Here is a 12746-nt window from a genome sequence, read left to right on the forward strand (position 1 = left end):
TGGGCGCGACCTTCCGACCTGGCCAGTGTTGAAGTAGGTATCCGGAGGATTCACCGGAGACGAGCGGCGGGTGCCGCCACCTATAATGAGGGCTCTGGCGCGAAGTCTCCGTCGATCATTTATGCCGGCACGGCTCTTTCCCTCGTCCGTCCTGCGGCGCGGTTGTCTCGCTGCCCTGGCGATCTTCGCGCTGCTGCCGTCGGCAGCTCATGCGGCGCGGCACACTGCCTTTGAACGTGCCGAGCAGTTACGCGATGCACTTGAGGGCAAGCCCGAGGGCGCCCGCAATCGCGGCGATTACGAGCGCGTGCTCGAGGCGTACCGCTCCGTCTATCACGCAAATCCCGGAGACTCGAAGGCCTCCACCGCCGTGAACATGGTGGCGGGACTGCTTGCTGAAGAGGGCCGTGTGCTGGGGGACGAGAAGCCATCGCACGACGCGATCGGGCAGTTCGAATTCCTTCGCGCGCAATACCCGGCGAGCCCTTACGGCGAGTCTGCGCTGCTGGCCGAAGGTTCCATCTACCTGCACGATCTGCATGATCCTGCGTCAGCCCGTGCCGCATACCAGCACTTCCTGAAGAGCTACCCGCATCACCCGCTCGCAGCGCAGGCGCGCGCCGGGCTGCGCGAGACCCGTCACCAGAGCGCAGCGCAGGTCGCTCAAGCAGCGCCCGCGACTCGAACGTCGCCCCAGAGTCCGACCCACGAAGTGAGCTCGGCGCGGAATACGCCGGTCCAGACCAAGCCGCTGCATTCCGCTGTCGCGCAACCCGCGACGCCCACAACTGCGTCGGCACCAACACGGACTGTGGCTCCACGCGAGAACGAGTTAACGAAGGTCGAACAGGCGCCTGCACTGTCCACGCCAGTCGCGGACTCGGCTGTCGCGATATCGGTGCGGCAGACGCCCGATGCTGCGGCAGGGCAGCCGCTGCTTACCGGCGCGATGCGCACCGCGGCACAGCAGCATCGTGGGCGGCTGCCGGTTGTCACCAATGTGCGGCACTGGTCCACACCGGTCTATACGCGGGTCGCGATCGATCTGCAGGATCAGGTGCAGTACGAAGCGGCGCGTGTGCCGAATCCGGATCGGATCTACTTCGACCTGCACGGCGCGCGCGTTGCGCCGGAGCTGATCGGGAAGACAGTCACGGTGACAGATGACGGATTCCTGCAGCGCATCCGAGTGGCGCAGTTCTCGAACGATGTGACGCGCATCGTGCTGGACGTCAGCCAGGTCAGTGACTACTCGGCATTCTTCCTGCCCAATCCGTGGCGTCTCATCATTGACATCCACGGCCGTCGTCCGGGCAGCGCCGCTCCGCAGTATGCAATAGCCAGTCAGGCAGAGCGCCCGGCACAGCCGGTGGCGACGAGCGCCGACGCGAGCAACGCGAGCACGCCCCAGGCGACACGTGAGCTGCGTGACATCGCATCGCTGGGTGCTCATCCGGACCAGGTGAAGGCGACCAGCCGCCCGACGACCGGACCGATTTCGGCCAACGTGGCACGCGTGCCCGGAAGCTCCCGGAAGAGCGAAACGAAGCCGGACAGCGAGAGCGAAGACGAGGGCGCGAAGCTCGATCTGCCGGGCGCTGCGCCCGACGCAACAAACACACCACACAGCCGATCGCGCCACAAGCCAGCGCGTCCCGACAGTCAGACAACCACTGATCGAGCAGTGAAGCCGGCGGACCCTGACAGCACGAAAGCACCGGACCCGCCTACGCGCGTAGTGGTCGATGACGGCGATGCGGACGCATCCGATGCCACTCCGGCTACCGCGCATGTCGAGACGCCGCGCATCCCACCGTCGCAAGCCCCTCTGCCGTCACCTACTCCGTCGCGCAGCGCTGCGCGCGAGGCGCGCTCGACGCTCGATGGACAGCGCTCCCTCACGCGCGCGCTTGGGCTGAAGATCGGGCGCATCGTGGTCGACGCCGGGCACGGCGGGCACGACTCCGGCACACTCGGGCCGGGCGGGATCGAGGAGAAAGACATCGTGCTCGATGTGGCGTTGCGGCTTGGCAAGCTGCTGCACGATCGGCTTGGTGCGGACGTGACATACACGCGTGACGACGACACGTTCATCCCGCTCGAACAGCGCACCGCAATCGCGAACAAGGCGCAAGCGGACCTGTTCATCAGCGTGCACGCGAACTCAAGCTCGGACCCGACAGCGCGTGGCGTCGAGACGTACTATCTGAACTTCACCACCTCCCCGGATGCGCTCGAAGTCGCTGCGCGTGAGAATGCCGTGTCGGATCAGTCGGTGCATGAGCTCGCCGGGCTGGTGAAGAAGATCACGCTCAAGGACAAGATCGACGAGTCGCGTGAGTTCGCTGTCGATGTGCAGCACTCGCTCTACAGCGGACTCGAGCGGGACAATCCCGGCCTGCGAGATCGGGGCGTCAAGAAGGCGCCGTTCGTCGTGCTCATCGGGGCCAACATGCCGTCGATTCTGGCAGAGATCTCGTTCCTGACGAACCCCTCGGACGCGACGGAACTGCGTCGCGGGGAATACCGTGAGCGCATCGCGGAGTCGCTCTATCGGGGCGTCGCGCACTATTGCAGCGGGCTCAGCGGTCTGCGCATTGCGGCGAATACACGCGCGCCGGGGCAGTAGAAGTGGATGTGCCGGGCCGGGTACCTGAGGAGTAATCTGGAGGAAATGCAGTCCCGTTTCCGAGTTCCGCTCCCCTTCTCTTTGTTGCTCGCCGTTTCACTGGCTCCGGTCGTGATCGCGCAGCCTGCCGCTTCGAAAACTGCGCATCCCAAGCAGCCGAACATGGCGATGGCTGCCCCCGCACCGCTGCTGCCGGAGAGCTTTGCCGGATTTGCGCTTGAGGGTCGCCTTGAGAAGTCGACCGAGCCGGGCACCGTCGATCCCACGAACGCGCAAGTGCTGGTGGAGTACGGCTTTCGTGACTTCGCTACCGGCACGTACAAGAACAACATCAACTCCGTCACGCTGCGCGCCATCCGCTTCGGCGACGCCTCGGGAGCCTACGGGGCCTACACCTTCTATCGCATCCCGGGCATGCACCCGGAGGACATCGGCAAGAGCGCAGCCGTCAACGGGTCGCGTGTCATCTTCTGGAATGGCGCAACCGTGGTGGACGCGAAGTTCGATCACCTGACCGCGATGTCCGCGGCGGAACTCCGCGAACTCGCCGACAGACTGCCGATGGTCAGCGGCTCGGCCGGAATCCCGCCAGCGCTGCCCGGATTCCTCCCGCGGCAGAATCTCGAACCGACGCACACCCGTTATTCGTTGGGGCCGCAGGCGTACACGTTGAGCGGTGGCGTGCTGCCCGCGACGCTGATCGACTTCTCGAAGAGCCCCGAAGTGCTGAGCGGCGGCTTCGACCTGTCGAGCGGCGAGGGCACGCTGACCCTGATCGAGTACCCGACCCCACAGATCGCGGCGGATCGCGAGCGGGCCATCGCGGCATATCTGAGGGCCGGCAGCACGAGCCAGCCGCCGTTTCCTGAGCCGCTGGCCGCAAGCAACACGCAGGCGCTCATGGCCAAGCGCAGCGGATTGCTGGTCGCGATCACGAGTGGTGCCATCGACGCAGGCGACGCGCACAAGCTGCTCGACCGGATTCACTACGAAGCCTCGGTGACCTGGAACAATCCTGCCGGGTACGTGCCGGAGACGACCAAGGCTGCGAAGCTACTCTCGAACGTCATCATCTTCTGCCTGATCGCCTGTGGCGCTACATTCCTGCTCGGGATCTTTCTTGGCGGCGGCCGGGCGCTTTACCGGGTGCTCCGCGGCAAGTCTGCGTCGACGGTGGACGAGATGGAATTCATCAAATTGGACCTTCGCTAGGCGACGGAACAGTCGTGGCATCCGGGTAGATTCTGGCTGAATGGTCTCGGTTTGAACCGGAATCGGTGCAACTCTGAGAGCAACCCGCAGAAATCAGGCGGCTTATTGCTCTCGGGCAGGTACTTACGTGAACAAAAGGCGAACACTTGACAATTCGCCGCCTTGGCAGGAGAATTTGCTAACCCGTTGAAAACGATGATCTTAGCAGGTGCTGGATTTGGTCTTGACACCCCAATAGGCCGCCCATACTATGACGCCAAGAAAGTTCTGATGGCCTTGCCTCCGTTGGAGCTATTCTCCCTAAGAAAAAGCCACCCTGTTGCCGGGTGGCTTTTTCGTTGCGCAAAACGGGCAGGGAAGAGCTGTCCGTCCGAGCCTTGAACCCGTCGGGGAATTGACTGATAGGAGCGTTACAGACACCCTGTGAGCGATGATTAGCCTGCTCCGGCCCCCTTACCTCCTGCGGCCGTCTGGGGCTCGTCGTAGAGCCGAGCTGAAGGACTCGGGCCCGGGTGGTATGGAGACGGCATGCAGACGAAGGTGCAGCGTGCGATCTGCCCATCTTCGGGCTTCCTCGCCATGCGGCGGTGATCGATGAGGTAAGTCGACGCGGCATCACGCGCGACCCACGCCTAAGCTGGGCGACTCGTCAGCGCAGCGTTCCTGGTGCGCTTTTCCGCAGGGTCGTGACCTTTACCGCTGCTCGCGCGGAACGCTACAATCAGCCGAGGAGCGCCGACGTAGCTCAGTTGGTAGAGCAGCCGATTCGTAATCGGCAGGTCACCGGTTCAAGTCCGGTCGTCGGCTCCACAGGACCGGGTATCCACTTCGGTTCTCTCCGAGTTTTGTACCTCTTTTTCCTCTTCTATTTTGGCTGCTGCGGTTGCGCGTCTGCGCCGCGCTCCGGATAATCGCACCAAGGCGCCTCCCCGTCTGCCACCTCCACCGCGGAGCGTGCTGGCAGGGCCGGGAGGCAGATGGGTCGCTTTGCAGATTCGGGGCTCGGGCCCCGCGACGAGCGTGACGCTGTGAGCCGATATAGCCGTCAGGACGTTCTTCGTATTCTGCGCATTCATGCCCGGCAGATGGTGGCATGGGAGCGTGCAGGCCTGGTCGAAGCGGGCGAGTCGTACAGCTTTCAGGATCTCGTTCAATTCCGCAAACTTCGGGATCTCAGGGCGAACCGCGTCTCCGTCGCGAACATCCGTGCCTCGGTCGATGCCATGCAAGCCGTCTCGGGGATGAGCAATCCGCTGATTGAAGCCTCGGCCTCCCGTCGTGGCTCGCGCGTGCTGTTTCGCCATTCCGGGGCCGTCATGGAGCCGATTGCGCGTCAGTTTGTCTTCGATTTCGACGCGCCGGGCGCCTCAGCCACACAGCCCGCTTTGCCCAATGTCCAGGCGAACCCCGCTGCGCTCGAAGCGCGCGTCTCGGCCGCGTTCCTGCAGGCGGTGCAGGCGGAGGAGAACAGCCGTCTCGAGGAAGCCGCAGAAGGCTACGAGCAGGTGCTGCACCTGGATCCGCATCACGCGCCGTCGGCGATCAACCTGGGCACGATCTGCTACAACCGCCGCCAGTTCCGGCGGGCGGAGGAGCTCTATCGCCGGGCTACGGTCTCGGACCCTGAGTACGCGCTCGCATTCTTTGACCTGGGCAATGTGCTCGACGAGCTGGAGCGGCTGCCCGATGCCATCGAGGCCTACCGGACGGCGATCCGCCTGGTGCCCAAATACGCGGATGCGCACTACAACCTGGCGCTTGCGTATGAGCGGACGGGCGAGCGTCGCCGCGCGCTGCGCCACTGGACCGTGTACCTGAAGCTGGACCCTGTCGGGCCCTGGGCGACCCATGCCCGGGCGCAGGCGCGCAAGATTCTGTCGCGCGAGAAGCTGACCATCGTCCATCGTTCGCCCTGGGCGCCCCGTCGCAGGCTTGAGGTGCGGCCACCGTCGGCCCCCGCAGCCGAGCGTGGCCCCGGCCTCCCTGCCTGATACGTCTCTCTGGTTCCGAACTAGCAGAGCGCTCGTACTCGTAACAGCAAAGCGAGAGAAATGTCTTCTCTCTGCTCTGTATGCGAGGTAGCATCGGCCCACCTATGCGGCGACTTCTGCCTGTTCTCCTGATTGGCCTGTTGGCTGTCCTGACCCCACTGCGCTCGGCTGCTGCGAGTGCGCCGCAATGGTTCGAGGTCACCAGCCCGCACTTCCGCGTCGTGACCGACAGCAGCGAGAAGCGCGGCCGCGAGGTGGCGCTGCAACTCGAGCGCATGCGCAGTGTATTCCAGGCGCTGTTGCCAGCGGGCGCGGATGCATCCGAGCCGCCGATCACGGTGCTGGCGCTCAAGAACAAGAAAGACTTCGCGGCTGTGGAGCCGGCTGCATATCTCGCCAAGAATCAGCTGAACCTCGCGGGGTACTTTCAGCGCACCCAGGACAAGAACTACATCTTGTTGCGGCTGGATGCGGACGCAGAGCATCCCTACGCACCCATGTACCACGAATACGCGCACTACACGATGAGGAAGGCCGGTGAGTGGCTACCCCTCTGGTTGAACGAGGGTCAGGCGCAGTTCTACCAAAACAGCGATATTCACGAAAAAGACGTCCTGCTGGGACGACCGTCTCCCGAAGATCTGTTCTATCTGCGGGAGCATCGGCTCATCTCCCTGCCGGTTCTTTTTGCCGTGGACCATACGTCGCCTTACTACCACGACGAGCAGAAGGGTTCTGTCTTCTACGCCGAGTCCTGGGCACTGACGCACTACCTGATTAACTCGGACTGGGGCAAGCCGCGTAACCGGCTCAGCGACTACATGCACCTGCTGAAGGCCAAGACCGACCCGTCCCTTGCCGCGCAGCAGGCATTCGGCGACCTGCGCCAGCTACAGAAGGACCTGGACATGTACGTTGCGCACGGCGAATACAAGGTCTTCGAGGCGAAGATGGCCGTGAGCGTGGACGCGACCAGCTTCCAGAGCCAGCCGATCGCGGAGGCTGCGGCCGACGCGCTGCGCGCCGACGTGCTGGCTTATAGCGATCGCAAGCCGGAGGCACGGGCGCTGATCGCAACGGTGCTGCAGGCCGACCCGAAGAACGCCCAAGCGCACGAGACGATGGGCTATCTCTCGCTTCGCGAGGGCGATAATTCAGCTGCCCGCAAATGGTACGGCGAAGCAGTGCAACTTGATTCACAGAGCTACTTCGCACACTACTACTACGCACTGACGTCCTTGCAGTCTCGCGAGGGAGATGCAACTCAGATCGAGTCGAGCCTGCGAGCGGCGATCCGCCTGAACCCCTCGTTCGCGCCGTCGTATGACCTGCTCGCGCACGTGCTGGCAGAAGATCCGGCGAAGAAGGCAGAAGCTCACATGATGAATGTGCAAGCCATCGGACTTGAGCCGGACAATCTGACCTACCGCCTGAATGCAGCCTCGGTGCTGATCAGCACGCAGCAATTCGATTCTGCAATTCGCGTGCTGGAAACAGCAAAGCATGTCGCGAAGAGCCCGGATGACCAGCAGAGGATCGACCAGCAGCTCACCATGCTGGCGCACTACAACGATCGACCGGAGAACCATGCACCAGTGCACACGGATGGAGTGACGCTTTCGGCGAAATCCTTTCCGCGCATGCAGCGAGGGGCTTCCGCACGCACGATGGCCATCCCTAACAACGATGGGAGCATGTACCTGTTGAAGGAGGACAGCGCAGCTCCGGCCGAAGCGACAGTGAGTGCAAGTGCATCCGCTGAAACGGCCGCCGACACGCCAGCTGTCAGCGGGCACCACTCCGTCCAGGGTGTCATCCGGAGCGTGACGTGCGTCTTCCCTTCGAAGCTGACGCTCACCGTAGCGCAGTCGGACAAAGGGCCCGATGTAACGCTCACGACGGCGAACTTCTTCAAGCTCGAAATCAGCGCGGTGAACTACACGCCGCAAGGCGACATGAACCCCTGCAACGACCTGAAGGATACAAAGGCGAAGGTGGACTACGCCGACGCCGCGGCGGGAGCACCCGGGGTGATCGTCTCAATCGCTCTCAGTCGCTGACGTCTGTGTCGGTGATGCCTGCTCCTGAGGTCAGCAACCGGCGAGTGCGGTGTTTTCGCTTCCGCGGTCTGCAACGCAAATAGCAGCTACCGTGCGAGCACGACGTGCGTGGCGTACTCTGTCGGAACCGTCTCTCGGACGTGATAGCCAAGTGCCGGCAGGTCCAGGCCAGCGAACAGTGGCTCTCCGCGACCGAGCACAGTTGGCGCGACGGCGAGATGCATCTCATCGATGGCGCCGCTGAGGAGATATTGGCGCACCGTCGCAGCGCCGCCGCCGATCTTGACGTCGAGGTCGCCTGCGGCAGCTCGCGCCTGGGCAAGAGCCGCGTCGATCCCTTCCGTCACGAAGTGAAAGGTCGTACCGCCCTCCATGACGATTGGATCGTGTGGGTGATGCGTGAGGATGAACGTGGGTGCGTGGTACGGGGGATTGTCGCCCCACCAGCCCTTCCAGCCGTCGTCCGGCCATTCGCCACGGCTCGGCGCGAACATGTTGCGACCGAGGATGAACGCACCGAAGCCCTCGGCTGATGCGCGGGCGAAGCGATCCTCCGTTCCGCCCTGCTTGCCGATCATCGATTGGAATGTTCGGGTCGGGAAGAACCATTGAAACAACTCGCGGCCTCGCCGGCCCAGCGGCTGTTCGAGGTCCTGGTCCGGACCGGCTCCGAAGCCGTCCAGAGAGATCGAGAATCCCGCCACGCGAACCTTGCCCATACACCGCCTCCATGTAAACGCGACTTGCAGTGTGTCGCAAGTCGCGAGACCGATCCTATCGTGCAAGTGGTGATGTTTGTGATGCGCAACTGACGCTCGCGGTGCTCGGCGATGGCTATAGCCTCACGCCGTCCGCGAAATAAGGGTCGACTTCGTGTGTGCTAGTAGCGCCAGCTCTTGAGGTCGGCACCGGTGGGTGCCGTCTTCTCAATGCGGTCGAGGATCTTTGGCAGGTACATGGTGTTGTAGTGCAGCCGGGAGAAGGCGTTCGACAGCGTAGGATCGCCATTCCAGCAATGCTCTGCGCGCGGGCCGTAGGTCACCTCGCCCTCATATGGCGGGTTGGCAGACTTCAGGAAATACTCCAGGCGATAGACCGCGTCATTGAGGAAATACGTGTCATCACTTCCAACATAGATATGTAACTTGCCCTGTAGCTTCGGGCCGATCGTAGCCCAGTTGCGCCGCAGGTACTCGGTCAAATCGTAGTGGTCGCGCCAGTACGCCGCGACCTGGGGATCGATCACGCCCGTCTCTTTATCGAAGATGGGTTGCGGGTAGCCGTCTGCGCCTTCGGGTGAGTACACCGCCTGCCAGATATCCCATTGCTCGCCGGAGCGGCCGTGATCTCCGAGTGCGCGCTCGTACTGCTGGTTCTCGCGAATGGTGAGCATGGTGTGGCCGAGATAGTCGCGCATGGCCGGCTGGTCCACCTGCTTGTGCGCTCCTTCCAGAAAGAACGCGTTCTTCTGCTCGTACAGATCGATGTTGGTATAAGCGTGAAAGTCGACTGGATCGGGGCAGGAAACGAAGGCTCCGTTGTAGTGATCTGGGTAGAATATCTGCACGGCCAGCGACTCCCACCCGCCAGTGGAGCCACCGTATGCAAACCGCGCCCAGCCTGCGCCAATCGCGCGAAACCGCTTCTCGATCGCCGGGATTAACTCCGTTTCGATCGCTGTTCCGTACGGGCCCACATTGGCCGAATCGACCGCGTAGCTGTCGTCGTAGTACGGATTCGCATGCTGCAGCTTCACGATCAGTACGCGCGGAAAGCCCGGGCTGGTCCACTGCTGGTAGAGCTTGTAGCCCTCGTCCTGAATGATGCGGTTGTAGCCCGCCAGGTGAAAGCGCTCGCTGTAGTCCGGCTTGAGATTCGGGTCCGGCGGCTCGGTGCGGAAGTTATCGAACTGTGACACGAAGTGATCGTGAAACAGGATCAAAGGAAAGCGCGCTTCCGGGTGTGCATCGAAGCCCTCCGGCACAAGCACGATGGCGCCGAGGAACATGGGCCGCCCCCAGAACTTCGTCAGGACATCGCTCTGGATGCGGATGTGGCGAACGTATTTCGTGTCCATTGCTCGGGGAATCGGCGGGATCTCTTCGGTCAGCGCGATGGGCAGTAGCTTGCCTCCGTTGCCGAGGCGCATCTTCACCGGCTTGCTGTATAGGTTGCCGGGAGCGATGTTCCAGTGCTGGCCTTCGCCGCGATCCGGAGCGAGCTTGATCGTCTTGCCATCCGCACGATGGAAGGTTTCGTAGCGGTTGAGCAGCGCCTGGACGTAGTAGTCACCCGGGGGTACGTCGGCGAGCGAGTGGATCGGGTAGCCGGTCGCGCTCGCATCCACCGTCATCGGTGTGCCCGGCCTCCATGCATTGACGGTCATGCCGAAGATGAGCTGCGTCTGCGGCGTGTCGTCGATCTGCATGCGCGGTTCTTCGGTTGAATCCGTCGAAAGCAGCAGCAACAGTCGTCCGTCGAGCGGCGCTGCACTGCGCGTGGCAGGAAACGTGACGCTGAACTGGGGAGCGGTCGTGGCGTGCAGCGTCGGCTGGCCGATGCCGGCGAGAGCAAGCGCGAACAGCAGGCAGGCCCCGAACGGACGACGCGCAGCAAACAGACGCAGAATCATGCGCGCCAGTCTAAGGGAGAGTGACAGTGCTGCCAAGGGCGAAGTCGCGAGCGCAGCGATGGTTCGCGCCCGGCTGACTGCACGCGTGCAGACCCGGCGGGTGTGGCATCTCACCCGATGAGCGATGCCGAACGACGCCAAGCACGAGGTGCGCGCAGTCCCGCTGATCGCACTACTGCATGCGCTGGCCGGCGCAGTGGATGCGGTCGGCTACCTGATGTACGGGCGGGTGTTCGTCGCCAACCTGACGGGTGCCACGGTGATGCTGGCGGTTGCGATCCTGGAGCGCAACGGGCACGAGGTGTTCGGGCGGCTCGCAGTGATCCTGGCGTTCGTCGGCGGTGTGCTGGTCGGCCGTCTACTCGCGCGTGCGCTGGGTGGCGCCATCACGCAACGACAGAGAGTGATGGTGCTGAGCGCGGAGAGCGCGGTGCTCGTGGTGTTCTCGGTGTGGATGCCGCACACGCACACGATGCCGTGGCTGGCGCTGCTGGGTTTCATGCTCGGCATCCAGAACACGACATTCCAGCGCTTCGGTGACGTGCGGGTGAACACCGCGTTCATTACCGGCGACCTCGAGAAGCTGGGGGAAGCGGTGCTGAATCCGAAGCAGCGCAATCCGGAGGCACTGGTGTTCGCACTGAGCTGGTTCATGTATGGTGTCGGCGGGCTGCTGGGCGCCGTCAGTACGCGTTCGCTGCCGCACCACGCGTTTGTGTTGCCGGCGCTGCTCGCGGTAGCGTCTCTCGCGCTCACCGCGTTGCGTCCGCAGCAGTTCTGAAGTTCGGGCGCAAGAACCGGAGTGTGCGGATGGGTGCCGGGGGCGCAGTATCCTGCTATGGCAACCATGACCGTAACGAAGACAGGCGCGAAGCCGGAGTTCCTGCTGGATGCGGAGAAGGCCTGGGAGCAGGTCGAGACGCGCGATGCCGCGGGCGATGGCCGCTTCGTCTACGCGGTCGAGTCGACCGGCATCTTCTGCCGCCCGAGCTGTCCCAGCCGTCGTCCGGCGCGGCGTCATGTGCGCTTCTATGCCGATGCCGATGCGGCGATGGCCGCGGGCTATCGTGCGTGCCGGCGCTGTCATCCGGCGGGCGAGCACGCGGAGGCGGAGCTGGTGCGGCGGCTGTGCGCATACCTCGAAGAGCACATCGACCGCGTCGTGCGGCTGCAGGAGCTGGGCCGTGTCACAGGGCTGAGCCCGTTCACGGTGCAGCGCATGTTCGAGCGCGTGCTCGGCGTGAGTCCGCGCGCGTACCAGATCCAGGTGCGTGCGACGCGGCTGCGCACTGAGCTTGCTGCCGGCCGCAGTGTGACCGAGTCGCTCTACACGGCGGGTTTCAGCTCGCCGAGCCGCATGTACCAGGCGGCGGACAAGCGGCTCGGCATGCGGCCGGAGCGCTTTCGCAAGGGCGGCGATGGCGAGCGCATCCGCTTTGTCGTGACCGAGTGCCCGCTCGGATTGATGCTGGTGGCGGCTACCGAGCGCGGTCTGTGCTCGGTCGCACTCGGCGATGAGCGCATCGCGCTCGAGCAGGAGTTGCGGCAGCGCTTTTCCGCGGCGACGATCACGCGTGCCGGGCTTGAGGACGTGCAGCTTGGCGCCGCGGCTCGCGCGGTGATCGCGAGCATGACGGAGCATCCGGTCGCGCTCGACCTGCCGCTCGATCTGCGGACGACTGCGTTCGAGGAGCGGGTGTGGCGGAAGCTGCAGACCATCCCGCGCGGCGAGACGCGGAGTTACTCGGCGCTCGCTGCGGAGCTGGGGCAGCCACTCGCCGTGCGTGCGGTGGCGAGAGCGTGTGCGCGCAATCCGCTGGCCGTGATCGTGCCCTGCCATCGCGTGGTCGGCAAGGACGGTCAGCTCACGGGTTATCGCTGGGGCGTGGTGCGCAAGCAGCAGTTGCTGGCGGTGGAGCGGGAGGACGGCTAGCTTCTAGCTGGTACCCCCTCCCCCCTCGGGGTCGGCGGGTTAGGTGGATGTCGCTCTCATGTCATGACTTAGCGCCTTCTGGGCGGTAAGTGTGGCAGTTGAGAGCACTTACGGGTAAAGATATCCATTCATGGCACTTAGCTCGCCCGTCTTCCTGTTCAGGGATATCCAGTAAAGATAAAAGCCACCGACGAGGTGGCTTTTCCTGTTTGAGACCTAATTCCAGTGTGACAGATTCATTGGGCAAGTCTGCCAACTTCGTTTCTGCTTGCTTCCTAAACTTGCCATT

The 12746-nt window shown here is 63.7% G+C and carries 8 protein-coding genes and 1 tRNA gene; 7 read left to right on the plus strand and 2 right to left on the minus strand.

All coding sequences use genetic code 11. The features are described from left to right. The first annotated feature begins 121 nt into the window (after positions 1–121). From AC5IJH_RS04715 to AC5IJH_RS04735, 5 genes are all read left to right on the plus strand, one after another. The gene (locus tag AC5IJH_RS04715; RefSeq protein WP_491901651.1) at positions 122–2629 is read left to right on the plus strand and encodes an N-acetylmuramoyl-L-alanine amidase; all 2508 of its coding nucleotides are present in this window, start codon (positions 122–124) and stop codon (positions 2627–2629) included. Positions 2630–2674: 45 nt separating this feature from the next. Further along, positions 2675–3841, plus strand: coding sequence for a DUF6599 family protein (locus tag AC5IJH_RS04720; RefSeq protein WP_491901652.1), 1167 nt, complete (start codon positions 2675–2677; stop codon positions 3839–3841). 734 nt (positions 3842–4575) lie between these two features. After that, positions 4576–4651, plus strand: a tRNA-Thr gene (locus AC5IJH_RS04725). A gap of 167 nt (positions 4652–4818) precedes the next feature. Beyond that, complete coding sequence (locus AC5IJH_RS04730; protein WP_491901653.1) at positions 4819–5832, plus strand: tetratricopeptide repeat protein; 1014 nt, start codon at positions 4819–4821, stop codon at positions 5830–5832. A 104-nt stretch (positions 5833–5936) separates the two neighbouring features. Then, positions 5937–7892 carry a hypothetical protein gene (locus AC5IJH_RS04735; RefSeq protein ID WP_491901654.1) on the plus strand — a complete coding sequence of 652 codons (1956 nt, stop codon included), beginning with the start codon at positions 5937–5939 and terminating at the stop codon, positions 7890–7892. Positions 7893–7978: 86 nt separating this feature from the next. On the opposite strand, the gene AC5IJH_RS04740 is transcribed toward AC5IJH_RS04735, so the two are convergent. Both AC5IJH_RS04740 and AC5IJH_RS04745 read right to left on the minus strand, forming a co-directional pair. Continuing rightward, positions 7979–8611 carry a dihydrofolate reductase family protein gene (locus AC5IJH_RS04740; protein ID WP_491901655.1) on the minus strand — a complete coding sequence of 211 codons (633 nt, stop codon included), beginning with the start codon at positions 8609–8611 and terminating at the stop codon, positions 7979–7981. Positions 8612–8772: 161 nt separating this feature from the next. Then, entirely contained in the window at positions 8773–10524 is a 1752-nt protein-coding gene (locus AC5IJH_RS04745) for a hypothetical protein (protein ID WP_491901656.1), read from the minus strand. Positions 10525–10648: 124 nt separating this feature from the next. On the opposite strand from AC5IJH_RS04745, the gene AC5IJH_RS04750 reads away from it, so the two are divergent. Together AC5IJH_RS04750 and ada are read left to right on the plus strand one after the other, a co-directional pair. Then, positions 10649–11305 (plus strand): YoaK family protein, encoded by a 657-nt coding sequence (locus AC5IJH_RS04750; RefSeq protein ID WP_491901657.1) that lies wholly within the window; start codon positions 10649–10651, stop codon positions 11303–11305. 57 nt (positions 11306–11362) lie between these two features. Beyond that, positions 11363–12457, plus strand: coding sequence for a bifunctional DNA-binding transcriptional regulator/O6-methylguanine-DNA methyltransferase Ada (gene ada, locus AC5IJH_RS04755; RefSeq protein WP_491901658.1), 1095 nt, complete (start codon positions 11363–11365; stop codon positions 12455–12457). The last annotated feature ends 289 nt before the right edge of the window (positions 12458–12746 follow it).

The sequence above is a fragment of the Candidatus Dedyshia acidiphila genome (assembly GCF_051025295.1).
Classification (GTDB): domain Bacteria; phylum Acidobacteriota; class Terriglobia; order Terriglobales; family Acidobacteriaceae; genus KBS-83.

Coding starts and splice junctions, on each gene's coding strand:
- AC5IJH_RS04715 (WP_491901651.1), top strand. CDS start 122: ATGCCGGCACGGCTCTTTCCCTCGTCCGTCCTGCGGCGCGGTTGTCTC.
- AC5IJH_RS04720 (WP_491901652.1), top strand. CDS start 2,675: ATGCAGTCCCGTTTCCGAGTTCCGCTCCCCTTCTCTTTGTTGCTCGCC.
- AC5IJH_RS04730 (WP_491901653.1), top strand. CDS start 4,819: ATGGGTCGCTTTGCAGATTCGGGGCTCGGGCCCCGCGACGAGCGTGAC.
- AC5IJH_RS04735 (WP_491901654.1), top strand. CDS start 5,937: ATGCGGCGACTTCTGCCTGTTCTCCTGATTGGCCTGTTGGCTGTCCTG.
- AC5IJH_RS04740 (WP_491901655.1), bottom strand. CDS start 8,611: ATGGGCAAGGTTCGCGTGGCGGGATTCTCGATCTCTCTGGACGGCTTC.
- AC5IJH_RS04745 (WP_491901656.1), bottom strand. CDS start 10,524: ATGATTCTGCGTCTGTTTGCTGCGCGTCGTCCGTTCGGGGCCTGCCTG.
- AC5IJH_RS04750 (WP_491901657.1), top strand. CDS start 10,649: ATGCCGAACGACGCCAAGCACGAGGTGCGCGCAGTCCCGCTGATCGCA.
- ada (WP_491901658.1), top strand. CDS start 11,363: ATGGCAACCATGACCGTAACGAAGACAGGCGCGAAGCCGGAGTTCCTG.